Origin of the sequence: Kribbella sp. VKM Ac-2568, assembly GCF_004345365.1 — a bacterium.
GTDB lineage: Bacteria > Actinomycetota > Actinomycetes > Propionibacteriales > Kribbellaceae > Kribbella > Kribbella orskensis.
Genome location: NZ_SLVF01000013.1, coordinates 222,674 through 244,814, shown reverse-complemented (window position 1 = coordinate 244,814; position 22,141 = coordinate 222,674). Strand labels below are relative to the sequence as shown.

24 protein-coding genes and 1 pseudogene are annotated in these 22,141 nt (G+C 67.6%); 12 read left to right on the top strand and 13 right to left on the bottom strand.

Features of this window, described 5'->3' with window-relative positions; all coding sequences use genetic code 11:
* Nucleotides 1–69: 69 nt before the first annotated feature.
* Nucleotides 70–666: a hypothetical protein gene (locus EV648_RS33300; protein WP_132299078.1), complete on the bottom strand. Its 597-nt coding sequence runs from the start codon at nt 664–666 to the stop codon at nt 70–72.
* Nucleotides 653–2,290, bottom strand: a complete 1,638-nt coding sequence (locus tag EV648_RS33295; RefSeq protein ID WP_132299077.1) for a PASTA domain-containing protein — start codon at nt 2,288–2,290, stop codon at nt 653–655. Before EV648_RS33295 ends, EV648_RS33300 begins: the two co-directional genes overlap by 14 nt.
* A 361-nt stretch (nt 2,291–2,651) precedes the next feature.
* On the opposite strand from EV648_RS33295, the gene EV648_RS33290 reads away from it, so the two are divergent.
* From EV648_RS33290 to EV648_RS33280, 4 genes are all read left to right on the top strand, one after another.
* Nucleotides 2,652–3,053: a Tn3 family transposase gene (locus EV648_RS33290; protein ID WP_132299076.1), complete on the top strand. Its 402-nt coding sequence runs from the start codon at nt 2,652–2,654 to the stop codon at nt 3,051–3,053.
* 222 nt (nt 3,054–3,275) lie between these two features.
* On the top strand, nt 3,276–3,596 hold the full coding sequence (locus EV648_RS44420; protein WP_241995836.1) for a hypothetical protein: 321 nt from the start codon (nt 3,276–3,278) through the stop codon (nt 3,594–3,596).
* Nucleotides 3,597–3,790: 194 nt separating this feature from the next.
* Nucleotides 3,791–4,114 carry a helix-turn-helix domain-containing protein gene (locus EV648_RS44415; RefSeq protein ID WP_241995835.1) on the top strand — a complete coding sequence of 108 codons (324 nt, stop codon included), beginning with the start codon at nt 3,791–3,793 and terminating at the stop codon, nt 4,112–4,114.
* Between the two features lie 67 nt (nt 4,115–4,181).
* Nucleotides 4,182–4,763 (top strand): dihydrofolate reductase family protein, encoded by a 582-nt coding sequence (locus tag EV648_RS33280; protein ID WP_132299075.1) that lies wholly within the window; start codon nt 4,182–4,184, stop codon nt 4,761–4,763.
* Nucleotides 4,764–5,015: 252 nt separating this feature from the next.
* Here EV648_RS33280 and EV648_RS33275 read toward each other — a convergent pair.
* The 4 genes and pseudogenes from EV648_RS33275 to EV648_RS33260 form a co-directional block, all read right to left on the bottom strand.
* Nucleotides 5,016–5,306, bottom strand: a pseudogene (locus EV648_RS33275) (transposase); the annotation flags it as partial.
* 501 nt (nt 5,307–5,807) lie between these two features.
* Entirely contained in the window at nt 5,808–6,803 is a 996-nt protein-coding gene (locus EV648_RS33270) for a cation diffusion facilitator family transporter (protein WP_132299074.1), read from the bottom strand.
* Nucleotides 6,804–7,001: 198 nt separating this feature from the next.
* Entirely contained in the window at nt 7,002–7,241 is a 240-nt protein-coding gene (locus tag EV648_RS33265; protein ID WP_132299073.1) for a DUF5652 family protein, read from the bottom strand.
* Nucleotides 7,242–7,287: 46 nt separating this feature from the next.
* Nucleotides 7,288–7,728: a GNAT family N-acetyltransferase gene (locus EV648_RS33260; protein ID WP_132299072.1), complete on the bottom strand. Its 441-nt coding sequence runs from the start codon at nt 7,726–7,728 to the stop codon at nt 7,288–7,290.
* 55 nt (nt 7,729–7,783) lie between these two features.
* Between EV648_RS33260 and EV648_RS33255 the strand changes: the two genes are divergently transcribed.
* A complete protein-coding gene (locus EV648_RS33255; protein WP_132299071.1) occupies nt 7,784–9,091 on the top strand; it encodes a winged helix-turn-helix domain-containing protein in 1,308 nt (435 codons plus the stop codon).
* Nucleotides 9,092–9,109: 18 nt separating this feature from the next.
* Here EV648_RS33255 and EV648_RS33250 read toward each other — a convergent pair whose 3' ends face one another.
* Together EV648_RS33250 and EV648_RS33245 are read right to left on the bottom strand one after the other, a co-directional pair.
* On the bottom strand, nt 9,110–9,643 hold the full coding sequence (locus EV648_RS33250) for a GNAT family N-acetyltransferase (RefSeq protein ID WP_132299070.1): 534 nt from the start codon (nt 9,641–9,643) through the stop codon (nt 9,110–9,112).
* A gap of 77 nt (nt 9,644–9,720) precedes the next feature.
* A complete protein-coding gene (locus EV648_RS33245) occupies nt 9,721–10,716 on the bottom strand; it encodes a formylglycine-generating enzyme family protein (RefSeq protein ID WP_241995834.1) in 996 nt (331 codons plus the stop codon).
* A gap of 243 nt (nt 10,717–10,959) precedes the next feature.
* Here EV648_RS33245 and EV648_RS33240 point away from each other — a divergent pair, with 243 nt between their 5' ends.
* Nucleotides 10,960–11,418 (top strand): DUF6069 family protein, encoded by a 459-nt coding sequence (locus EV648_RS33240; RefSeq protein WP_132299069.1) that lies wholly within the window; start codon nt 10,960–10,962, stop codon nt 11,416–11,418.
* Between the two features lie 3 nt (nt 11,419–11,421).
* Here EV648_RS33240 and EV648_RS33235 read toward each other — a convergent pair whose 3' ends face one another.
* Together EV648_RS33235 and EV648_RS33230 are read right to left on the bottom strand one after the other, a co-directional pair.
* Nucleotides 11,422–13,122, bottom strand: a complete 1,701-nt coding sequence (locus tag EV648_RS33235; protein WP_132299068.1) for a SulP family inorganic anion transporter — start codon at nt 13,120–13,122, stop codon at nt 11,422–11,424.
* An 85-nt stretch (nt 13,123–13,207) separates the two neighbouring features.
* Nucleotides 13,208–13,720 carry an LURP-one-related/scramblase family protein gene (locus EV648_RS33230; protein WP_132299067.1) on the bottom strand — a complete coding sequence of 171 codons (513 nt, stop codon included), beginning with the start codon at nt 13,718–13,720 and terminating at the stop codon, nt 13,208–13,210.
* A gap of 196 nt (nt 13,721–13,916) precedes the next feature.
* On the opposite strand from EV648_RS33230, the gene EV648_RS33225 reads away from it, so the two are divergent.
* Complete coding sequence (locus tag EV648_RS33225) at nt 13,917–14,327, top strand: hypothetical protein (protein ID WP_132299066.1); 411 nt, start codon at nt 13,917–13,919, stop codon at nt 14,325–14,327.
* A gap of 12 nt (nt 14,328–14,339) precedes the next feature.
* On the opposite strand, the gene EV648_RS33220 is transcribed toward EV648_RS33225, so the two are convergent.
* Nucleotides 14,340–14,744: a DUF1622 domain-containing protein gene (locus EV648_RS33220; RefSeq protein ID WP_199234947.1), complete on the bottom strand. Its 405-nt coding sequence runs from the start codon at nt 14,742–14,744 to the stop codon at nt 14,340–14,342.
* Nucleotides 14,745–14,970: 226 nt separating this feature from the next.
* Here EV648_RS33220 and EV648_RS33215 point away from each other — a divergent pair, with 226 nt between their 5' ends.
* Nucleotides 14,971–15,450 (top strand): DUF6325 family protein, encoded by a 480-nt coding sequence (locus tag EV648_RS33215; protein ID WP_132299065.1) that lies wholly within the window; start codon nt 14,971–14,973, stop codon nt 15,448–15,450.
* Between the two features lie 168 nt (nt 15,451–15,618).
* Here EV648_RS33215 and EV648_RS33210 read toward each other — a convergent pair whose 3' ends face one another.
* The gene (locus EV648_RS33210) at nt 15,619–16,926 is read right to left on the bottom strand and encodes a sodium:proton antiporter (RefSeq protein ID WP_158294131.1); all 1,308 of its coding nucleotides are present in this window, start codon (nt 16,924–16,926) and stop codon (nt 15,619–15,621) included.
* A 194-nt stretch (nt 16,927–17,120) separates the two neighbouring features.
* On the opposite strand from EV648_RS33210, the gene EV648_RS33205 reads away from it, so the two are divergent.
* Nucleotides 17,121–17,594: a hypothetical protein gene (locus EV648_RS33205; protein ID WP_199234946.1), complete on the top strand. Its 474-nt coding sequence runs from the start codon at nt 17,121–17,123 to the stop codon at nt 17,592–17,594.
* 27 nt (nt 17,595–17,621) lie between these two features.
* Here EV648_RS33205 and EV648_RS33200 read toward each other — a convergent pair whose 3' ends face one another.
* Nucleotides 17,622–18,815, bottom strand: a complete 1,194-nt coding sequence (locus EV648_RS33200; RefSeq protein WP_132299063.1) for an AI-2E family transporter — start codon at nt 18,813–18,815, stop codon at nt 17,622–17,624.
* Between the two features lie 248 nt (nt 18,816–19,063).
* Between EV648_RS33200 and EV648_RS33195 the strand changes: the two genes are divergently transcribed.
* The 3 genes from EV648_RS33195 (at nt 19,064) to EV648_RS33185 (ending at nt 22,129) form a co-directional block, all read left to right on the top strand.
* Entirely contained in the window at nt 19,064–19,579 is a 516-nt protein-coding gene (locus EV648_RS33195) for a hypothetical protein (protein ID WP_132299062.1), read from the top strand.
* A 98-nt stretch (nt 19,580–19,677) separates the two neighbouring features.
* On the top strand, nt 19,678–20,088 hold the full coding sequence (locus tag EV648_RS33190) for a hypothetical protein (protein ID WP_132299061.1): 411 nt from the start codon (nt 19,678–19,680) through the stop codon (nt 20,086–20,088).
* A gap of 13 nt (nt 20,089–20,101) precedes the next feature.
* A complete protein-coding gene (locus EV648_RS33185) occupies nt 20,102–22,129 on the top strand; it encodes an alkaline phosphatase family protein (protein ID WP_132299060.1) in 2,028 nt (675 codons plus the stop codon).
* Nucleotides 22,130–22,141: the final 12 nt, after the last annotated feature.

Genomic DNA, 22,141 nt, shown 5'->3' with positions numbered 1-22,141 from the left:
GGGCTCTCACTAGACGGACCGCACCAGCAGACCTCCAGATACATGCAATCCCACTGGATGCTGCCTTGATCAGAGTGGTTGGCGTCCGGCTGCGTAGGCCGATACTGGTAGGAGTCGCACGCCGGTTGGCAGAGTCACCAACTCTGCGAGGGCGTACTTTGCGGAGCGGGAGACGTTGATTCCGTGTGCTCCGAAGGTGAGTTCGACCATGCACGCGGCTGGACTCAGCCCGATGAGGAGGCCTCTCTGAATGGTCAGGAGGAGGGCATCCAGCTTGAAGAGGAAGGTGAGATCGAAGGTGATGGTCACCGGAGGTTGCAGGTCGACGGTCACGTCGACCTCTGGGTGATGGATCGACGAGATTTCGTGCCTGGCCAAGGTCACATACTCGGGGGGGCCAGTGCCCGCGAGGGTGGCCGTCGCCGCCAACTTGAGGTCACGGTGCGTCCGCCAGGCCCACAGGATGGGGGCACCCAGGTCGCGGTCGAGGGTCTCTGCGAGCGCGCCGGCCACGGGACCCGACACGAGTGGGCCAACCGGACCGAGGCGAGGCGCGAGCTCGAGGACCTTGCTGTTGGTGACTAGTTCGTTCAGCTCAGCCGAGGCGTCGCGGCTGGTCTGGTTGAAGTGGGAGATGATCGTGACGCGGTGGTTACTGGTGTCCATCGGACTTCTCCTGCAGGTGCTGTCGCCCGCGATCAAGGCGAGTCTTGACGCGGATTCGGTGTGCTGGGCCGGATTCGTGGATGTGCGGACTCGCCGGAGTCAGCAACCGACCGGCTGCTTCAACTCCCGGCAGCGGACGGATGCGGTCTGGATGGCGCCGGTGCTGAAGGCGGTTGGCTGTGCCGGCTGCCAGGAGGCCAAACCCGATCAGCAGCGGCAGCAACCATGACGGCCAGGTCGACTCGTTGGTTGCGAACTCCACCGTCACCGTCGTTCCTGTTGGCACGAGCTCACCAGCGCGCGGTAGTTGGCGAATCACATGACGCGCCCGACCCGACGCATCACTTCCGCCGATCAGATCAAAGAGCAGCTGGACGCCCTCGACCGCGCCGCGCGCCTCGTCCTCACTCCGGTTGAGCAGGTCAGGAACTGGTACGAGTTTCGGTTTCGGCTCGCGGGTCAGATCGACCACGACGACGCTGCCGACGTCGACCTCGGTGCCGGCCGGCGGACGCTGGTTCAAGACGATCCCCGCGGCCGTCCCGGGACGGACTACTCGAGACTGAAATCTCAGTCGAGCCACCCCGATCGCCTCCCGTGCGGAGGGCTCGCGCCGTCCGACGACGTCTGGCACGACTGTCCGGACCGGCGCGGGCCCTGCGGAGGCGCGTTCGATCTCGACGGTGACCACGGTGCCGGGCGCTACCGCGAGACCGCCTTTGGGTGACTGCCGCACGACCAATCCGAGTCCGGGACCGTCCTTGACGATCCTAGGATCGAACACCAGCTTGACGATCTCGACCGCCCTGCGTGCATCCGTCTCTGTCTGGTCGACCACATTGGGCACAACCACTGGCTTGATCATGGGCAACCGACGGATGTCAGCCGTCACCACACTGGCGCGATCCACAAGCTCTCCCGGTCGGGGCTGTTGGCTCACCACGCGGCCGGGACGCTTGCCGTCCTTGACGATCCGTGGCACGTAGACGAGCTCGGCTTTCTCGACCAGCGCCTTGGCCTCGTCCTCGTTGTGATCGATCAGATCTGGGACCAGCACCGGCACCGGCACCGGCACCGGCTGGACGGGCTCGCTGAGGATCAGTAGGACCTCCTGACCGAACACTTGGTATGCGCCGGCACCGGGTCGCTGTCGACTGACCGTCCAGTCCGCAGCCGCCTTGGACGGCGACGTTCGAACCACGAGCGCGAGTTGCGCCGCGATCTCTTCTGCGGCGCCCAACGTCTTCCCGACGAGGTCAGGCACCACCACACCGCGCCAGAGAGCCACCACCGGGGCAACCCCGTCGGGGTCTGGCGTGCTGCGCACCTCTTGCCGGGCAACCACGACGGCGTTCTCGTCGACCTTCGAAGGGCTGTCGTTCATGACCATGCAGCTCGTGGATCCGAGACGTGCCACTGCCGCTTCCACCGACAGGCCGCGTACGTCGGGAGGGTCCAAAGATGAGCCCCTCCACGGGCTGGTGTCGGTGCGGGGCCAGCATCGATCTTGGGGAACGGCCGCGGCGTCGGTTCCAGGCGACAGCAACGCTGTGAATGACAGGGCGATGGAAAGCCCTGCAGCAGCAATCAGTTGCTTTGTGCGATGAGCCCTGGAGGTGGTCACACCTATCGGAGCCTCCTTCAAGCGCGCTTGATACCGCGCTCCGGGACGTGGGGTATCGGTTGCCTGCTGGTCTCCGAGATCGAGGTGTCACAGCTCGGGGTGGTCTTCACGGATGAGAGCGACCGATCGGGGTCATGCCAGGAAAGGAGACATGAGTGCGGGACCAGGCTCGGCCAGGGACTCCCCGGAGTCGGTGGGTTTTCGCGGCCGTCCGAGGCCGGTAGCGGTGGCGGTGGGGAGTGCTCGGAGGGCGCCCTCACCGGAGCGATCGCGGCTGCCCACCAGGGACCGGGCAGCGCTTTGGCCGGACCAAATATGGACCCGCTGTGTGTCGCCGTGACGTGTTTCCGGGCTCTTCACGATGCAAAGTGTCTTCGGTGACGCTGACGCGCCGATTGTCGCGCGGCCACCAACAAGGCCGAGGCCTACAACGGGTTCTCCGCCTAGACCCCGGTTCGGCAACCAGGGCGTGATCGCCGAGAACGACCCGGCCGAGCAGGAAAAGTCGGTCAAATGGAACTCGCTGCTGTGCAACCTGATCGTGTTCCAGACCGCGATCGACATGATGGAGGTCATCCGGCAGCTGGTTGCCGGGGGGTGGCAGGTGACCGCTGAGGGTCTGGCCCAGCTCTCGCCCTACCTGACCTCCCACATCCTCCGGTTCGGCGCCTACGCAACCGACGAACTCCACATCCCGCCGGACGTGTTCGACCCCGCGCTGGACGAGGTCGACTTTGGCGGCGAACAGCCCGCGGCCGCGTAGCAGGGCACGGTAACGCAGCAGAGGGTTGGTTTAGCGCCTCTCCCTTGCAGGGCGAAACTGGAGGGCCGAGAATCCTCCATCGCTCACGCAGCACGCGTAACCCACGCAAATGTTCGCGGCCGGCCGCGCTGGTCCGGGATCGGCGCCGGCTCGATGCTGGCGGCAGCGCGGCTGGACCATCCCGGCGCGGGATGCCGACGGGGCGTCGGCGATGCTGTGGGCATGGAGTACGTGTCCAGAGTGCCGCGACCGCCGCTGGACGGGCTGATCGACGACCTTTACTACCTGGAGGGTGCGCCGCCGTACGCCCGGCTGACGCTGCCGCCGATGCCGTCAGCGTTGCTCATCGTCAACCTCGGGGCGCCGTTCCGCATCCGCGCCGGCACCGACATCGAGACGGCCGAGTACGCCGACGGCTGCGTGGTCACCATGCCCACCCGCGCGTTGGAGTTCGGCTCCACTCCGGACCCGGTCCGTTGGCGTGCACTTCAAGCCGTGGGGGCCGGCGCCGTTCCTACCGATGCCCGCGGCCGAGCTGTGTGACCGGCCGGTGACGGTAGAGCAGGTTTGGGGCCGTCCCGCCATTGCTGAGCTGCGAGACCGGCTGGCCACGGCGGACGGACCGCACGAGATGCTGACGCTGCTCGAGGGGGAGCTGATGCGACGGCTGTGCGAGACCGCCGGCCTGGGGCTGGTCCCGCCATACGAGCAGCGTCATCGCGACGACCAGCGGGGCGGTGGCGATCGGCGACCTGAGCGTGGCAGCCGGTGTCAGCACCACTCATCTGGCACAGCGGTTCAAGGAGCTCATCGGCGTCACGCCGAAGCGGCTGGCGCGCACCTACCGCTTCGCCGCCACCGTGTTCGCGATCAACCCCGCCGGACCGATCGACTGGGGCGACCTCGCCGCTGGCGCAGGCTACTTCGACCAGGCCCACTTCGGCCACGAGTTCCGGGCGTTCACCGGGCTCACGCCGACCCGGTACGTCGAAGTCCGGCGGCGGTTCCTGCGCGAACATCCCGGCCACGCGCTGGACGGCTGGCCGCTGCCGGCCGATTGATTTCTTACAAGAGCGACAGCTCACGACACCGCTAATTTGGGGGCACCCCAAAGCAGAGGAGAGCCCCGTGGGCAAGGTGGTCATGTACAGCTCGGTGTCGGTGGACGGCTTCGTCGCGGACGAGAATGACCAGCCCGGACCGCTGTTCGACTGGTTGTCCAGCGGTGACGTCCCGTTGGACGAGAGCGGCGAGTTAAAGGTGTCGCAGGTGTCCTACGACTACACCCGGGCGTACTGGGACCAGATCGGGGCGACACTCGTCGGCCGCCACGTCTTCGACATAACCGACGGCTGGGACGGGAAGCCTCCGGGCGGGATCGACCACGTGGTCGTCGTGACGCACCGGCCGAAGCCCGAGGGCTGGGACCCCGAGGCGCCGTTTCACTTCGTCGACGGCGTCGAGGCAGCCGTGGCCAAGGCGCAGGAGCTTGCGGGTGACCGCATGGTCGAGGTCGCCGCCGGCGAGGTCGGTGGCCAGGTGCTTGCCGCGGGCCTGATCGACGAGGTGCGCATGGACGTCGTACCCGTCGTGTTCGGGTCCGGCAAGCGCTACTTCGGGTCGGTCGACGCGCAGCACCTGTTGGAGGATCCTGACGTGGTGATTCAGGGCAACCGGGTGCTTCACCTGCGCTATCGGGTGCGCCGTTGACCGATCGGAGCGGGTACGCGAAGAAGTCCACTGCGAACGGTGACACAAGATCGGGCCTCCGGCCGCGTTTGCGCATCGCTGTCCCTGGTCGGGCAGCCGACGCCGATCCGCCCGAGCACCTCACCTGCGGCAAGTTCAACTCAAGATCACTGGTTGCCGGTTTCCGTCGTATCTTTGGCCGACCCCCAGGAAGAGCGGCTCTTCACCAATGCAGGGTGTAGTCGGGGTCTGAATGAGTACGTCAGCGGCTCACTTGCTCAGGGTGTGGCCGTGCTTGGCGATCTCGACCAGCGGCCTGGGGACGCCGGCGCTGAGCGACTCGATCAGTTTGACCATCAGCTCGCGGCCCGCGGCTGGGTCGGGGTGCCGGTAGGCGGCGATCATCCGCTGGTAGATGCCCCAGGTGGCCTCGACCTCGACGTGCTCATCGATGGCGAACAGGGCCGTGAGTCGGGCGGCCTGCTTGTCGGTGAGCAGGTCGGCACCGGTGTGCAGGGTTCGCCGGGCACGGTAGAGCGGGTCGTTCTTACGGCCGCGGCGGCCCGGCATTGTGATCCCCTGGTGCTGCGTTTCTTCGAGACTGAACCGCGAACATACTTGTCAACTATTCAGTACCGATACGCGAAAATCCGGCCCCGATAACCAATTGAATCAATTGCGCGTTGGAAACACCGCTGCGTCACGATCGCTCTTCCTCAGGCCAGGCGAGCGCAGCTTCGCGTTCTTGCGGTTGCCGGACGCCAAGGTCGATCTTGAGGTCGGTCCGCAGCTTGCTAAATTCGTCCCGCCGGCCGGTACCCGCGGATCGGGGTCGATCTCGGCGAGCTCCCGGCGGATCAGACGCTGGAACTTCCAACCCAGCTGAAGACTTTGCAGCGACGGCCAGAGGCGGCGATTCCAGCAGCGAGGACCCCCAGGATCAAGGGGATCGCGATGTCTTTCCAGGCCGACACCGAGGCATCATCAAGCACTATCATGGCGCCCCTCCCGATCGCCGTGACGATGCCGGACAGGTCGGATCTTTGGATGGCCTGAAGGCGGCTCTCAGGGGGATTCGACGTACCAGGGTGGGAGTTGTTCTGGGCGGAGGTCTGTGGGGTCGCCGGGGCGGGTGAGGGTCAGGACGGCGCGTTCGATTTCTGGGCGGGCGTTCAGGGCGTCTTCTACTGTGTTGAGGCGTACAGCGACGTCGGATTCCGGGGCGTTGCCGGTGACGTCGACCGCGGCGACCAAGAAGATTTTGTCGGCGCCTACCCATTCCATGTGGAGGAAGCTGACTCGTTCGATGTCGTCGTGGTCGAGGAGGGCTCGTAGGGCGCGGTTGCGGGCGAGTGGGGTTACGGCCTCGCCGGTGAGGAAGTCCATGTTGCGGCTGATCAGGAACAGGGCGACGAAGGCAAGCAGCAGGCCGACCACGATGGAGCCGATCGCGTCCCAGGCCGCGTTGCCGGTGAGTTGGTGCAGGGTGATGGCGAGCGTCGCGATGATGATGCCGATCAGCGCCGACAGGTCTTCGGCGAACACCGCGCGCAGCATGGGGTTCGAGGTGACCTTCAGGTAGCGCAGCGGGCGGAGTCGGCGTTGCGTTGCGCCGGCTCTCGTCTGCCGGAGGGCCTGCAGGAAGGAGATGCCTTCCAGGACGAAGGAGATCGCGAGGACGGCGTACGCCCACACGTACGACGAGTCGTCCGCGTGCGGGTTGCGCAGCGACTGGATCCCGTGCCAGATCGAGACCGCCGCGCCCACGGTGAACAACCCGAACGCCGCGAACATCGACCAGATGTAGCCGACCCGGCCGTAGCCCAGCGGATGAGCCCGGTCGGCGGGCCTGCCGGCCTGCCGCTCACCGATCAGGAGGAAGACCTCGTTGCCGGTGTCCGCCCAGGAGTGCGCTGCCTCCGCCATCATCGATGCGGAGCCGGTGATGACGGCAGCGAATGTCTTCGCGACCGCGATCAGCAGGTTGGCGGTCAACGCGACGACGACGGTCAGGAGGCTCTCGCCACCGGTCGACGCGGCCGTGCCCTGCGAGGTGCTCACGGTACGACCCTAAGCCTCGATCCACCGCGGGTTCAGCAGACACGTGTGGCGGTGGACGCCCGTGGTTGGAGATCGCATCCGCGTCACCGGGGTGGAAGTGTGGCATCCAGAAACGCCAGTACTGCGAGGACGCATCCGGTCCGATCAAGTGGTTGCCTGCGGTGAGGTCGCAGCAGTCGGACCATGACGCCTCGGGTTCTAGGTCGTGGTAGGCGGCCTTTGGCGGCCGTAGACGAAGTAGGTGATCGGAACCATGCCGAGCGAGTTGGTCAGCGCGATGGCTACGGCCCAGGGGACCTTGGACCCTCTGACCTCGGCGGCCGGTCGACGGGCGAGGTCAACCAAGGCGGCGACCTTCAGCGCACTCTCGAGAACACCGCTCACGATGATGAGGAGACGCTTGCGATCACTGAGTTCGTCCCACTTCTGCTTGGCCACCACTCCACGATGCGCCCACCCGACCCACCCTGCAAGCAGCGGGGTCTCAGGCCGGCCTGCGAACCATGAACACGTCCACCGGATCCTCGGCCTCGAGGGTGAATCCGTGCCGCTCGTACAGGCGTCGGGCCGCGCTGCCCTGCAGCACGTTCAGCCGGACATGGACGCCACTGCGGTCGCAGCGCTCCAGCAGTTCGCGCAGTACGCCGGAACCGATGCCGCTGCCCTGTACATGCGGGGCCAGGTAGAAGTGCTCTAGCCAGTAAGCGTCGTCGGCCGGGCGCAGCGCGACGCAGCCGGCCAATGCACCGCCTACCTCGATGACCCAGGTGTGCGCCGGGTCGAACCCGTCGCGCAGCCGCTGCCGGACGCGTTCCTCGTCGTACCGCCCGAGCCGTTCCAGATCCGCTCGCAACACCACGGCACGCAGCTCCGCCAATGGCGCGACGTCCGACACCGACGCCGGCCGAGTAGCCCAGTCCACCACGAGCGCCACGCTACCGCGCGGCGCCACGGTGGGCGTTGGGGGATAGGTTCGGGGCATGGCAGCAGTTCGGCGGCTGGCCGGGGAGACGATTCCGATCGACGTGGCGCGGCGGCTCGCGCTCAACGCGCAGGGGTTTGCGGATCCACCACCGTCGGGACGGGTTGATGTGCGGCAGATTCGCCGGGTGGTTGCACGGGTTGGGGTGCTGCAAGTCGACTCGGTGAACGTGGTTTGTCGTTCGCACTACCTACCGCTGTTTGCTCGGCTGGGGGCCTATTCGCGGGCGACGTTGGATCGGATGGCTTGGGGCAGGGGGGAGCGGGAGCTGTTCGAGCACTTCTGGGGGCATAAGGCGAGTTTGCTTCCGATGGGGGCTTATCCGTTGCTGCGGTGGCGGATGCGGGTGGCAGAGCAGCAGGTGTGGGATGCGGCGCTTGATCCGGAGCTGGCGGTGCCGTGGTCGGTTGTGGCCGGTATGCAGCGGCTGAGTGCGGAGCGGCCGGGACTGGTGGACGAAGTGCTTGCCGTGGTCACCGAACGTGGGCCGGTCACGGCTGGCGAGGCCAGCCCCGACGGGCTGCGCCGCAAGCGGACCGACCCGGATCCGGATCCGAGCACCGGGCGGATGTGGAACTGGCAGGACGCCAAGATCGCCATGGAGTACCTGTTCTGCACGGGGCAGGTCGCGATCGCGGGGCGGCGTAACTTCGAGCGTCTGTATGACCTCACCGAGCGGGTGCTGCCGGCCGCCGTACTCGCCAGGCCTGAGCTCGATGCCGATGAGGCCCGGCGGGAGCTGGTCCGGATCTCGGCGCGGTCGCTCGGTGTCGCGACCGCGCGCGAGTTGTGTGGCGCCGGCGGCGGGCACTTCCCGTTGCCGACGGCAACCGCCAAGCGCGTGATCGGCGAGTTGGTGGAGACCGGCGAGCTGGTTCCGGTACGCGTTGAAGGGGTGTCCCAGCAGAGCTACCTGTGGTCGGCGGCAGAGGATCGACCGGTTCGGGCGCGTGCCTTGCTGTCACCGTTCGACACGCTGATCTGGAACCGCGACCGAACCCAGCGGCTGTTCGACTTCTTCTACCGGATCAGCATCTACACGCCGGCGGCGCAGCGGGTCCACGGGTACTACGTGCTGCCGTTCCTGCTCGGTGACCGGTTGGTCGCCAGGGTCGATCTGAAGGCCGATCGCCGGGAGTCCGCCCTGGTCGTCCCAACCGTCACCGCCGAGCCCGGCGTACCCGATGGCGAGATCGTCGAACCGCTGGCGGCCGAGCTCGAGCTGATGGCCCGATGGCTGGAACTCGACCGAGTACTGATCAAAGCTCCCGGCGATCTGGGGCGGTCCCTCTCCCAAGCCGTCTGACCGGCGGCGAAAAGGTGGTCAGCAGGGGCGGTCGTATTCGACCTGGGGGAGGGGAGTGCCGTCGCCGAAGTCTCGGGGGCGGGTGGCGCCGGTTTCGGTGAAGCCGGATTTCGTGTAGAAGCGGCGAGACTGGGGCGTGTCCCGGAGGGTCCAGAGATGGACCCGGGAGAAGCCGGTACTGCGGAGCGCGCCGAGGGTCTCGGTCATCAGGCGGGGTGCTGCGCCGGTGCCCCATCCCTCGGGGTGGGCGTAGAAGCTGAGGATCTCGGCCTGGCCCGGCCGCTCCGTGGAGGGGGTGCTCCAGGAGAAGGCGAGGGGCCGGCTGTTCAGCGTGGCGAGCAGGATCAGGGCCGTCTCATCGCTGACGCGGTTGTGCCAGCGGGTCAGCCGGGCGGCGATCTCCCCGGTGGCGAAGTCCGGGGTGAACAAGGGGGCATAGGCGGCTTCCCAAGAGGCGGCGTGGACGATGCCGATGGCCTCGCCGTCAGTTGGAGTGGCGCGGCGGACCTCGACCGCGCGGGGCACGTCAGGTTGAGTGGGTCGCAAGGTCATCTGCCGCGTTCTCGGATCAGCGTCCACGACGCCACCATATGCGATCTGGTCGCATTTGGACCAGAGGCACGGGTGCCTCAGGCAGCACGGGTGATGCAGCGGAATCCCAGGTGGGACGTTGCGGTGTCGATCGCCTGCGGCATCCGCGCCGCCGGTCGGTAGCGACGGCAGTAGTTCGGCGCGCAGAGGTGCGAGCCACCCTTCATCACCTTGCGTGGGATGCGGACGTCGTACAGCTGAGGATCGTAGCTCCGCTCTCGATCGCCACCCCGAGGGCTCTCGACGGTGCAGCAGGCATGTGAGGTCTCGGCATGTGCCTGGTACCAGTCGGTCGTCCACTCCCAGACGTTGCCGATCATGTCCGCCAGGCCGTAGCCGTTGGGTGGGAACGACCCGACCGGCGCGGTGCCCACGTAGCCGTCCTGCTTGAGGTTCTGGATCGGGAACTCGCCCTGCCAGGTGTTCGCCATCCACCTGTCGCCGGGGGTGAACTCGTCGCCCCACGCGAACTCGGCGCCCTCGAGGCCACCGCGGGCGGCGAACTCCCACTCGGCCTCGGTCGGCAGCTCCTTGCCTACCCATTCCGTGTACGCGACGACGTCCTCCCAGGCGACGTGCACCACGGGATGGTCCGGTCGCTTCTTGACGGAGGTGCCCGGTCCCTGGGGATGGCGCCAGTTCGCGCCGGGCACATAGAACCACCAGTTGTAGTGATTACCCAGGTCGACGAGGTGGTCCGGAGACTGGAAGACCGTGGACGAGGGCACCAGCATCTCGGCTTTGGCGTTGGGATAGTCGGCGAGGTCGGCGGCGCGCTCGGCAACCGTCACGTAGCGGGTCTTGGCGACGAACCGCGCGAACTGGCGGTTGGTGACGGTGTGACGGTCCATCCAGAAGCCGTCGACAGTGACCCGATGGGCCGGCGCCTCTTCGGGATAGTGCTGATCGGAACCCATCAGGAAGGTCCCGCCGGGGATCCAGACCATGTCCGAACCCGGTCGGCTGTCCGCTCCGCGCGGCGGAACGCCGGAAACCGTCTGACCCGTGGTGTCGATCTCGCCTGCCACGTTCACCTGTCCCTCGTGACTCCGATGTCTCTGCCAGTTTCCCCGGCGCCGCACCGGATCAGACTGTGCCCGCCGGACCTGTGCGGGCATCACCCACTGGGGATGAAGCTACGCCGCCGACCGATGAAGCCTTCCCTGGCCGTCCGGCGTGCCGTAGCAGCGGCGTCGCGTCATCCGGCCTGGGGGATGAATCCGCCGCCGGTACTGGGCAGGCTCAGGGTGTCCAGCTGCCGGCCAAGGAGCGCTCGCATGACAGTTCAACCTACGCAGGGTGGTGCGAACGCGGTTGCGGCCGGGCGGTTGTGGGCCGGTGGGCTGGCTACGGCGGTGATCGCCGGGCTGATCGCGGTTGCCGGGATTCTGCTCGCCCGCGGGGTGTTCGACGTACCTGTGCTCGCGCCGGAGGGCGAGGGCACCTGGGGAGACGCGGACACCTGGACGTACGCCCTGTACTGCGGGTTGGCGGCGCTGGTGGCTACCGGGCTGCTGCATCTGTTGCTGATATCCACGCCTCGGCCGTTCCAGTTCTTCGGATGGATCATCTCGCTGGCCACAGCCGTGGCGGCGCTCGCTCCGTTTGCCACCAGCGGCTCGACGTCATCGAAGATTGCGACCGGGCTCATCAACCTCATCGTCGGGATCGCGATCGGCGCCCTGCTGCCCGGTGCGGCGCGGGCCGCGATGCGGGCACGCGCTGTCGGCCGCTGACGGTTACCCCTCCGGGACGTCGCGGCGGTGGCCGACCGCCCAGGTCTCCGCCTCGTGCAGCGCATGTTCGGTCGATTCGCCGACCAGCTCGGTGGCCTCGAAGACGCTGATCGGTCCGGATACGTCCACCCGGTCGGTACGGTGCAGGAGCTCGGCGAGGCTGTGGTCCACCCCGCTGAGGTACAGCCGGCCGCCTACCGCGTCCAGGGCGGCGGCGTAGTCGGCGACCACCTTGACGAACGTCGCACCGACAGATGTCCGGCCACGAAGCCGGAGTACCACAGCGGGTGCCTCGGCGCCGGTCGGGTCGGGCAACTTGGCCCCCAGGGTCCGGGCACCGGCGTACAGCAGGCTGCCGTACACGTCGAGCACGGTCGCTTGGTGGCTGGGCAGCCGCTCGGGGGGCGGGTGTTCGGTCCATCGGCCGCCGCCGACGGATTTCAGCTCGACGACCTTGAGATCCATCGCCTCCTGGTTGAGTTGCAGCAGTAGCGACAGAGTCACCCCGATGCCGACGGCGGCGGCGACCGGCAGGAACAGGGTCGCGCAGAAGGTGGAGATAATCGCGATCTGAGAGGTCGGGCCGGTGCGCAGGATCGTCCTCAGCTCACCTGGCCTGAGCGATGCTGCGGCGGCGAAAATGAGCACCGCCGCCAGCGTCGGCAGGGCGACAAGTCCGACCACGCCGGAGAAGGCCGCGAGGATCACCAGCATCCACAGGCCTGAGAAGATCGCCGCCCACCTGCTGCGGGCGCCGACCGTCTGGTTCAGCGCGGTCTGGCCGACCGAGCCGCCGACCGGTTGACCGCGGAAGAAGCCGGCCGCGAGGTTGCCGACGCCCTGGGCGATGAAGTCCTGGTTCGGGTTCGAGACAGTCCCGTCCCGGTTCGGCGCGGCCTCGGCGACCCCGCTGCCCTGGACGAGGACGATGGCCGCGACGGCCAGTGCCCCCGTGACCAGTGGCAACGACAGCAGGCTGAGGTCCGGCAGTTGGGGCACCGGGATGCCGCTCGGGATCTCCCCGGCGTCCTCCACACGTGTCACCGAGTCGGCACCGGCGATCGCCACAGCCACAGTCGGGACGACCAGCGCGACCAGCGCGCTCACCGTTGCCAGCCGGGTCCGCGACAAGCCGACGAGGATGGCGAGCGCCGCGAGCCCGGTCAGCAGGGATGCGATGTCGATCCGGGATGGATGGATCAGGACGTCGACCGCCTTCGCCAGCGCGAAATCTCCACTGGCCTCCGCGCCGGTGAGGTCGGGAATCTGGCCGAAGAAGATGTTGGCCGAGACCCCGGTCAGGAAGCCGATCATGACCGAGTGCGACACGAATCGCATGTAACGCCCCAGCCGCGCGATCCCCGCCACGATCATCACCACACCGGCGATGATCGTCAGCAGGAACAGGGCTTGGGGCCGGTCCGCGGCTGCCACCCCTTCCAGGGCCGATCCGGCCGCCAGCGCCGCGGCCGAGGTCGTGGTGATCACCATGAGCCGGGTGCTCGAGGACAGCCCGCCCGCGATCGGACCGGCGAAGCTCGCATACAGTCCGTGGATCGGGTTCACGCCGACGAGTACCGCGGCTGCCATCCCGTCGGGCACGCTGCTGATCGCGCGCGGGAGACCGGCGACCACATCGGCGCGCAGGTCCCGCCGCTCAGGTCGCACCGACCGCAGCCAACGGCCTACGGGGAGTGCGCTCACACCGGGTTGCCTCCTTCAGCTGAGCCCACCTCGAAGCGCCGGAGGTCCGGCGCGGCGCGTCCGCTCGTTTCGAGCGCCGGCCGGCCTAGTCGGTCAGTTGCTCGAGCGCCACGACGGTTGCGAGCAAGAGGGCCTCGTCCTCGTCCGGGGCTATCTCTATTCCGTAGGTGTCGCGGACCCGGAACCATCGCTTCGAGATGTGTGCCACCGTGTCGCCGTCGCGTTTGATCTCGTACTCGTGGTCGACGATATTCCCGTGGGCCTTGAGGTCCGGCCCGTCCTCCACGTCGATGGCGAAGCGGTCGCGGATACCTACGAGTGCCTTGTGGACCGTCGCGACCTTGTGGCCGTCGCGCTCGATGGCGACCTTGTCGCGCACGCTGAGCTTCCGTTCCTGGATCTTCGCGACCTCGCGGCCGGACATGTCTTCGAGCACGAACGTGTCGCGAAGTCGCAATGCTTTCCCGTTCACTTTGTACGCGCGGGCGCCCTCGCCGTCCTCGATCCAGAAGTCGTCACCGATCGACGCCAGTTTCGTCCTCATCCGGTACCGACGCGGTTCGACGTCGTTGCCACGCCTTCGTCGCAGGATTCCCATGACCGAGCTCTCCTCACCTCGAGGACTGGTTGTCGAGCCTAGGTGCCGGCTCTCACCGGGACCTCATCCTGGAGGGACGATGCGACCGGAGCGGGGTGGGGCAGGTCGTCCGCCAAGGGTGAAGCGGGGCGCGTACGCCGGGCCTAGTGTCGAGAACATCCGGGTAGGCCGGACGATGGCGGAGGAGTGAGCGGCGATGATCCAGGACGAGACAGGCGAGCTGGAGACCGGCTCGGGTTGGATGGTGGGCGGGCTCGCTTTCGCCGCCTCCGTGATGGTCATGGTCGGGTCCTTCTCGATCGTCGCCGGCATCGCCGCGATCTTCGACGACGGCTACATCGTCGTCAGCCGTCGCTACGCGTTCGATCTCGACACGACGGCGTGGGGCTGGATCCACCTGGTGCTGGGCATCGCCATCGTGGTGACCGGCTTCAGTCTGTTCGCCAATCAGGCCTGGGCTGGGATCGTCGCGCTCGTGCTCTCCGTGGTGAGTGCGGTCGACCACTTCTTCTTCATTCCCTACGCGCCGTTCTGGTCGATCCTCATCATCGCGCTCAACGTCTGGGTCATCTGGGCGCTGACCCAGGCCCGCAAGATCCGCGGCTGACCGCGCCGGCATTCACTCCGGGTTGCTCTCGCGGGACCGCCTGGAGACCTGGGCGATGCGGGTCGGGCCGGTGACCAGTGCCCGCCGCCACGGGACAACGCCCTCGATCTCCACCTCCAGCGAGAAGCTGAGGATGGTGCGGATCAGCACGATCACGCCCAGGACGGTGACATTCTCGAGCGTCGGGGCCACTGCCACAGTGCGGATGAGATCGGCGGCCACCAGCACCTCCAGAGCCAGCAGGAGCGCCGCCCCGAACGACTGCCGTAGCGTCGCGAATGCCTCACTGCCGTCCTTCGTTCGCCGCCACACGGCCGCGGCCAGCACGACCGACCATACGAACCCGAGCGACAGAATCACCGCGCCCAGACCCTCGAACACCTCCGCCGCCTGGTCCATCACCTCGGAGAACGTCACCGCAGCTCCACACCCCCTGGTCTGGCGGAGTCGGCGCGACCCGCAGTCAACGCAAACTACCTCAACCGCGGACAGCGTCCGCTCAACGCCGTCAGGAGCGCTTCATCCTTGGCGGAGGAGGCTCCGCGGATCTCTGCGGATTAGGTTGAATTCGCCGCTGCAGTCCGGAGGTGAGTCCGCCCTCTGGTGCGGTGGTGGAAGTGACCTTGCAGACGAGGAGCGGGTTGTGACTGAGACCAGCAACGTGACGAGAGACGAAGTTGACGAGCTGGGGCCGGTCGACTGGATCGTGGTCGAGTTCCCGGGAAGCAAGTTCAAGGGTGAGATCGCGCCGGAACTGCAAGCCCTCGTGGAGCGCAACATCGTGCGCGTCCTGGATCTTCTGATCATGAGGAAGGACGAGGACGGCACCCTGGAGGCCTTCGAGCTCTCCGAACTCGATGACCCTGAGCTGGGCGCATTGCGTACCTACGAGACGGAGCTGGCCATGCTGCTCAGCGAGGACGACGTGACCGCGATCGCCGCCGCAGTGGAGCCGGGAAGTACCGCGGCTGTGCTTGTCTGGGAGAACACTTGGGCAGCACCGTTCGGGTCGGCCGTGCGTCGGGCCGGCGGACAACTGGTGGCCAGTGGACGGATCCCGATCCAGGCCCTGCTGGCAGTCATTCAGGAAGACGACGAAGAACTTGCCAAGGAAGGCAGCTGAAATGGGTATCGCACGACGACGGATGCGCCGCGCTGGTGTGGTCGGCGCCCCCGTGGCGCGAGTGGCAACCACGGCCGCGACAGCTGCCGTGGTCGTCCACGGGGTCAACCGCCGACAGGACCGGCGAGGGGATCGCCGAGACGACCGCCAGGACCGTCGGGACTGAACTCACGGCTGGTCGCTTCGACGGGGTGACGGGGACTCCGGAGAATGGTGGGCGAGGCGTCGTGAACGGGGGCCGGCGCCCGCCTCTTCGTCGGCCTGCTCGAGACGGACGTAACGGCTGCCGAGAGGACCGGCCGTGACACCGTGGAGCACCACACTCAGCAACACAGTGAGCGCGACGACGGAGACGGCCTGCTCGACCACCGGGATCTCGCCGAGCTGCTCGATTGCCAGCAGCGCGAACACGATCGATGCCAGGCCGCGGGGTCCGAACCATCCCACGAACAAGACGGTCGTGCGGTCCAGCCCCGTTCCGAGCAGGGACAAGGCGACCGGAACGATGCGGACCACGGTCAGACTCAGTACGGCGTACGCGAGCAACGTGAGGTCGAAGTTGTGCATGGCGATCGGCACCAGCGCGGCTCCGAACAGGAACCAGACGGCGAGTGCCAGGACCTCACCGAGAAGCTCTGGTGGCTCGACGACGCTGTCCGTGTCGACAATCTCCTCGTCCAGAGCTGCTCTGAAGGCGATGCCGGCCACGAATGCCGCGATGAATCCGTTGCCGCTGAACGCGACGGCGAGGGCGAAGCTGGCGAGTGCGGCCGCAAGTGTTCCGAGCCGGCGGGCGCCGGTGGTCATCCAGCGCCGTCGAGAGCCGACCGTCATGAGCCTGGCGCTCGCTGCCCCGACGGCCAGGCCGACGATGACACCGACGGCGAGCTCGAGCAGCGCGCCGCCTCCGTGATCGGAGACGCCGTCGTGACTTTCCACCCCGAGCTGGCCGGCGGCGACAGCCAGCGAGAAGGTGACGACCGGTGTGACGATGCCGTCGTTGAGTCCACTTTCCACATTGAGTGCGCGACGCAGGCGCATGGGGATCCGGCGGTCGTTGATCACCTGTGCGCTGAGAGCGGCGTCAGTGGGAGCCAGCGTGGCGCCCACGAAGCCCGCCAGCGCCCAGGTGAAATCGTCGAAGAGCCAGGCGGCCAGGAGAGAGCCCAGGACCAAGGACAGGGGGAGGCCGATCGCCAGCAGCCGGCCAGGTAGGCGAATGTCTCGTTTCAACCTCGAGAGGTTGACTCTCGCAGCGTCCGAGAACAACAGGAGCGCCAGAGCCAGCTCCGCGATCAGATGGACGGACGGGGCCTCCACGTCGACCGAGAGAGGGCCCCAGTCAGGGTTGCCCAGTGCGTAGCCGGCAACGGCGAACACCAGCGGGCCGGTGATGTTGCGGCGGGCCAGGAGGCCAGAGGTGACCGCCCACACCAGGATGAGGAGTGTGAGCACCGCGAACGTGGCCTCGGTCACCGCCCCGCCTCCGTTTCGAGATGTTCGAACCGGCGCGCGGCCGGCCGTTGAACCGGGACCATGACTCACCTCCCGCGGCGTCCGTCCGTTCAACCTATTGCCCGGGGTTCCTGGTCGCCTCATCCGGTCGGGGTGAGGATTGTCGCCGGCGAAACCAGTGATCCTGAACCCAGCAACTCGCTGAGGAGATCATCATGTCGGACACAAGCGATGGTTCGCCGGCCGCGCGACACCTGCCACCCCAGGCTGCGACCGGGCGGTCGGATCCGGAGCCCACCGGGTGGGTCGGCTGGATCGTCTTCGCCGGAATCATGATGATCGTCGTCGGCGGCCTGCACATCTTCCAGGGGTTGGTCGCCCTGTTCGACGACGACTACTACCAGGTGGGGAACAACGGCCTCACCATTCATCTGGACTACAACGCCTGGGGCTGGACCCACGTGATCTTCGGCGTGCTGGTCTGCGCTGCCGCGATCGGTCTCCTCGCCGGGCAACTGTGGGGCCGCATCGCCGGCGTCGTTCTGGCCGTCCTGAGCATCCTGGTGAACGTGGCCTTCCTCGCGGCGTACCCGATCTGGTCGACGATCGTGATCGCGATCGACATCCTGGTGATCTGGGCCCTGACAGTCCACGGCCGCGAGGTGCGTTCGTCGAACGCCGGCTGGTGACCTCAGCCCGGATTGCGAGCTCGGCGGCTAGCCGACGACGCGCTCACCGGTGTTCTCCACCGGTGGAAGATCCGCCGAGGTCTCCGCGGGGTCGGTGTCTTCGGCAGGCTCCGGGAGTTGGCCACCCGAGATGAGCCCGCCGAGCCAGCGGGTGGACGGGTCGGCATCGATGAGCACCGACTTCACCAGCAGTGACGCCGGGATGGCGAGTACGGCGCCCACCGGGCCGAGGATCCAGGCCCAGACGATCAGGGACAGGAAGCTGAGCGTGGTGGACAGACCGACCGCATCGCCGACGACCTTCGGCTGGATGATCGACTGGATGATGAAATTGATGACGCAGTAGGCAGCGATCACCCACAGCATCGTCGCCACCCCCTGGTCGAGCAGCCCCAGCAGCGCGGGCGGAACGACGCCGATGAAGAATCCGACGTTCGGGATGTAGTTGGTGATGAAGGCGAGCAGGCCCCACAGCCAGGGGAGCGGGATGTCCAGCAGGTAGAGGACCCCGACGTCGATCGCGGCCACGACGAACCCGAAGACGGTGCAGACGATCAGGTAGCGCGTGGTTCCCCGGGCGAAGCCGGACAGGGCGTTGATGATGTCCGGTCTGTCTCGCCCGGCTTCGCGGAGACGGTCCGGGAACTGGGTGGCGTCCAGGGCCATGAAGAACAGCACTATGACGACGAAGCTGAGATCGGACAGCGTCCCCACGAGTCCGGAGAGCAGGCTCTGGAGCAGGTCGAAGAACTTGCCCAGATCGAGCTTCTCCAAGGCCGCCTGGAGTTGCTGCTCTCCCACCCCGTGGTCCGCCAGCCAACCGCGCGCGTCATCGACCAGCTCGGCGAACTTGTCCTGGTACGTCGGCAGCAGGGTGGCCAGTTTGGCGACCGAGTAGGCCACGGCGGCTGCCATGCCGAGGAGGAAGACGTTCACGGTCACCAGCGCGATCAGCGCGGCGAGCCAGGTTCGAACGCCTCGTCGGACCAGCAGGCGGCGCAGTGGACTGACGGCGATCGTCAGGACCAGCGCGAGAAAGACGGGGCCGATGATGTCGGAGAAAGTTCGGATACCCATGACCGCCAGGACGGCACCTCCCGCCCCGATGAGAACGACGACTCCCCGGGGAAGCGCCCAGGAGTCACCCGTCGGCGCCGGAGCCGGCGCCGACGTCGCCGCCGGCAGCTGACCGTCAGGTGGTTCCAAGGAGCCTGCAGTCATTCTCGAAACCCCTTTCCCGACCGGTCCCGGGCTTCGAAGATCGCTCACATCGCGACCGGCAGCATCACCCGCCCCGGATGATCCTGGCGGTGGCTGTCTCCTCGAGAGCGGTTCGGCGCCGCTGCCCCGGGTCATCCGGTTGGGGTGAGGCGTTCGGCGGACGGCTGCGGGAGGCTGCCGGTGATCCCGTGTCATCGACATGTCCGCCACCACGGCGACGACAGACAGCGGCGCCGTGAGGAGGCCGGATGGAAGACGGGTCGAGTGCTCGCGCGCCGAAGTCGGACCAGGGAAGGCAGCCGTCCGACTACGCCGGGGCGATCTACGGATCGCTGCTGGCCGCATCGGTCGTCGCCGGCACCAGCCCGGGCCATGAGCCGGCACCCGTAGGCCAGTTGATCGTCCTGCTGCTCGCGACCGGCGTGGTGTTCTGGCTCGCCCACGTCTACGCGGCGATGGTCGGCGAGCGGTCGGCCGAGTTGCTGTCCCTGAGCAAGTACCGCGCCTCTGCGAGGCGGGAATGGCCGATCGTGCAGGCCGCAGTACCACCCGCCGCCGCGGCGGGTGTCGGCGCGCTTCTCGGTCTGTCGGACGCGGGAGCCGCGTGGCTGGCGCTCGCGGTGGCGGTGGGATCCCAACTGGCCTGGGCCCTGTACGTCGCGGCCAAGGCGGGGGCCACCCGGTGGGGCATGGCCGTCTCCGGCCTCGTCTATCTCGTGCTGGGTCTCCTGATCGTCGCACTGAAGGCACTCTTGTCGCACTAGTCGTCCGCCAAGGGTGACGCGGGCCTGGCAACCGCGGTCCTAGGGTCGATGGGCACCCGACGTTCGTCGAGGGCCGAGCAGGAGGGGTGGGCTCACAGATGACCCAAAACCACGGCATCGAGCCGCAGGCCGAATCGGGCTGGGCCATGACCGGTGTCGCGTTCGCCGCCGCGATGATGTTGATGATCGGCCTGTTCCAGGTGATCGCCGGCCTCGCCGGGATCATCAACGACGAGTTCTTCGTGCCCGTCAGGGGTTACGCGTTCCATCTGGACATCACCGCCTGGGGCTGGCTGCACCTGGTCCTGGGCCTGGGCATGATCGTGGTGGGCATCGGTCTGTTCTCCCGGGCTGTCTGGGCGGGCGTGATCGCCGTGTTCCTGACGGTGCTCAGTGCCATCGACAACTTCTTCTTCATTCCCTATGCGCCGTTCTGGTCCCTGCTCCTGATCGCTCTCGACGTCTGGGTGATCTGGGCCCTGACACGTCCGCGCGCGCTCCGCACCTGACGGCGGGGTCACCATGTCCGTGCCCGCGGCCCGCCTCGGTGATCTCGGCCGGATCCTCGCCACCTGGATCACATCGGTCCTGGCTCTCGCCTTCGCCGCGGCCGTGCTCCCCGGCCTCAAGTTCAGTTCGTTCCCGCAGTTGCTCCTCGCGGCGGCGGCGACGCTGGTGGTCGGTGCTCTGGTGCGTCCACTGCTGGTCGTCGCCAGTGCGGCAGTGGGCTGGCTCGCGGTGCTCCTGCTCGCGGTGCTCGGACAGGCAGTGATTCTCGCTCTGACTCTCACCCTGATCCCAGGGGTTGAAGCCGACTCGTTCTGGGTGGTGCTGGCGGCCGCCTGGATCGCGGCGGCCGCGGCGACGGTCGTGGCGTGGTTGTGCACCTCGGGCACGCCTGAGGCGTTCACCGCTGCGCTGGTACGCCGGACCCGGCGGCGACGCCAGGAGGTCAAGGATCCGGAGGCTCCCGGTGTCATCTTCGTCCAACTGGACGGAGTGCCCTTCCCGGTCATGCAGTGGCAGCTTCTCGCCGCCACGCTGCCCACCGTGGGTCGCTGGATCCGCAACGACGGGTATCGCCTGGTCGAGTGGACCCCGGTGCTCCCGCCGACCACACCGGCCAGCCAGCTGGGGATTCTGCACGGCCGCATCGACGGAGTACCGGCGTTCAGATGGTACGACCGGCAGCTGGGGCGGGTGCTGGTGGCCAACCGGGCCGCCGATGCCACCGAGATCGAACGCCGCGCCTCCGACGGCCGCGGTCTGCTGGCCGACGGCGGGGTCAGCATCTCGAACCTCTTCAGCGGTGACGCCGAACGAGCAATGCTGACGATGAGCAAGATGCAGCTGGCCCGTGGCACGGCAGACACCCGGCGCCGCGTCGCCTGGTACCTGGCCAGGCCCGACGGTTTCGCAGGCAGCTTCTTCGGCGCGCTCGCGGAGATCGGCCGGGAGCGGTTCGAGGCACGCCGTCAACGTCGTCGCGACGTTCAACCACGCCAGCACCGCGGTTGGCTCTTCGCCGGCATGCGCGCTGTCACGAATGTCGTACTGCGCGACCTCAACACGGCTCTGGTCGCGGAGGAGATGATCCGCGGCACCCGGGTCGTCTACGTGGACTACGTCGACTACGACGAGGTGGCTCACCACGCCGGCGCCCTTCGGCCCGAGTCGTTGGCCGCCCTGGACCGGCTCGATCACGTACTCGCCTGTCTGGAGGCTGTCGCCGCGGCAGCACCCCGGCGGTACCGGCTGGTCGTCCTGTCCGACCACGGCCAGTCCCAGGGAGCGATCTTCGCCGACAAGTACGGCGTCGACCTCGCCGCTGTCTGCTCGCAGCTGACCACAGCCCGGGTCGAAGCGGTCGAGCAGTCCGTCGAGGGCTGGGGGCGTGTCAACGGTCTGCTGGCCGATCTGTCCGGAGCTGACACCAACACCGGACGGATGGCCAACGGCGCCGCGCAGCGCGTGCAGCGCCACTCCGCGCCACCGGAGGTGACGGCCGGCTCGGAGCTGGTCGTGCTCGGTTCGGGCAACCTCGGCCTGGTGTACGCCGCATCGGAACGCCGGTTGACGATGGAGGACATCACCGATCGCTGGCCTCCTCTGATCCCCGGACTGGTGAACCACGAGGGGATCAGCTTCATCGCGGTGCTGAGTTCGGAGTACGGCCCCTTGGCCGTCGGGCCGGACGGCGTGAACCAGCTCTCCGACGGGAAGGTGACCGGCGAAGACCCGCTGGCGCCGTTCGGGCCGCTGGTTCGGGCGGACCTGCTGAGGGCGGCGTCGATGCCGGAGGCACCTGATCTCTACGTGAACAGCTCTGTCGACCCGGACAGCGGGGAGGTCTCGGCGTTCGAAGGTCTGGTCGGCAGCCATGGCGGACTCGGCGGGTGGCAGGGACGGGGACTGCTCCTCGCCCCGTCCGATCTGGTAATCCCCGACAAGCCGATCCGCGGCGCGGACGAGCTCCACCGTGTGCTGGTCGGCTACCTCGAGCAGCTCGGACAGCGCAGCGGGATCACCCGCGACGCAGCCGAGGTCTGAGATGCCGGCCGA

What these genes read in the sequence shown, in the direction of transcription:
- EV648_RS33300 (WP_132299078.1), bottom strand. Translation starts at nt 666, where the DNA reads ATGGACACCAGTAACCACCGCGTCACGATCATCTCCCACTTCAACCAG.
- EV648_RS33290 (WP_132299076.1), top strand. Translation starts at nt 2,652, where the DNA reads ATGCAAAGTGTCTTCGGTGACGCTGACGCGCCGATTGTCGCGCGGCCA.
- EV648_RS44420 (WP_241995836.1), top strand. Translation starts at nt 3,276, where the DNA reads ATGGAGTACGTGTCCAGAGTGCCGCGACCGCCGCTGGACGGGCTGATC.
- EV648_RS33255 (WP_132299071.1), top strand. Translation starts at nt 7,784, where the DNA reads ATGGCAGCAGTTCGGCGGCTGGCCGGGGAGACGATTCCGATCGACGTG.
- EV648_RS33250 (WP_132299070.1), bottom strand. Translation starts at nt 9,643, where the DNA reads ATGACCTTGCGACCCACTCAACCTGACGTGCCCCGCGCGGTCGAGGTC.
- EV648_RS33240 (WP_132299069.1), top strand. Translation starts at nt 10,960, where the DNA reads ATGACAGTTCAACCTACGCAGGGTGGTGCGAACGCGGTTGCGGCCGGG.
- EV648_RS33230 (WP_132299067.1), bottom strand. Translation starts at nt 13,720, where the DNA reads ATGGGAATCCTGCGACGAAGGCGTGGCAACGACGTCGAACCGCGTCGG.
- EV648_RS33225 (WP_132299066.1), top strand. Translation starts at nt 13,917, where the DNA reads ATGATCCAGGACGAGACAGGCGAGCTGGAGACCGGCTCGGGTTGGATG.
- EV648_RS33205 (WP_199234946.1), top strand. Translation starts at nt 17,121, where the DNA reads ATGTCGGACACAAGCGATGGTTCGCCGGCCGCGCGACACCTGCCACCC.
- EV648_RS33200 (WP_132299063.1), bottom strand. Translation starts at nt 18,815, where the DNA reads ATGACTGCAGGCTCCTTGGAACCACCTGACGGTCAGCTGCCGGCGGCG.
- EV648_RS33195 (WP_132299062.1), top strand. Translation starts at nt 19,064, where the DNA reads ATGGAAGACGGGTCGAGTGCTCGCGCGCCGAAGTCGGACCAGGGAAGG.
- EV648_RS33190 (WP_132299061.1), top strand. Translation starts at nt 19,678, where the DNA reads ATGACCCAAAACCACGGCATCGAGCCGCAGGCCGAATCGGGCTGGGCC.
- EV648_RS33185 (WP_132299060.1), top strand. Translation starts at nt 20,102, where the DNA reads ATGTCCGTGCCCGCGGCCCGCCTCGGTGATCTCGGCCGGATCCTCGCC.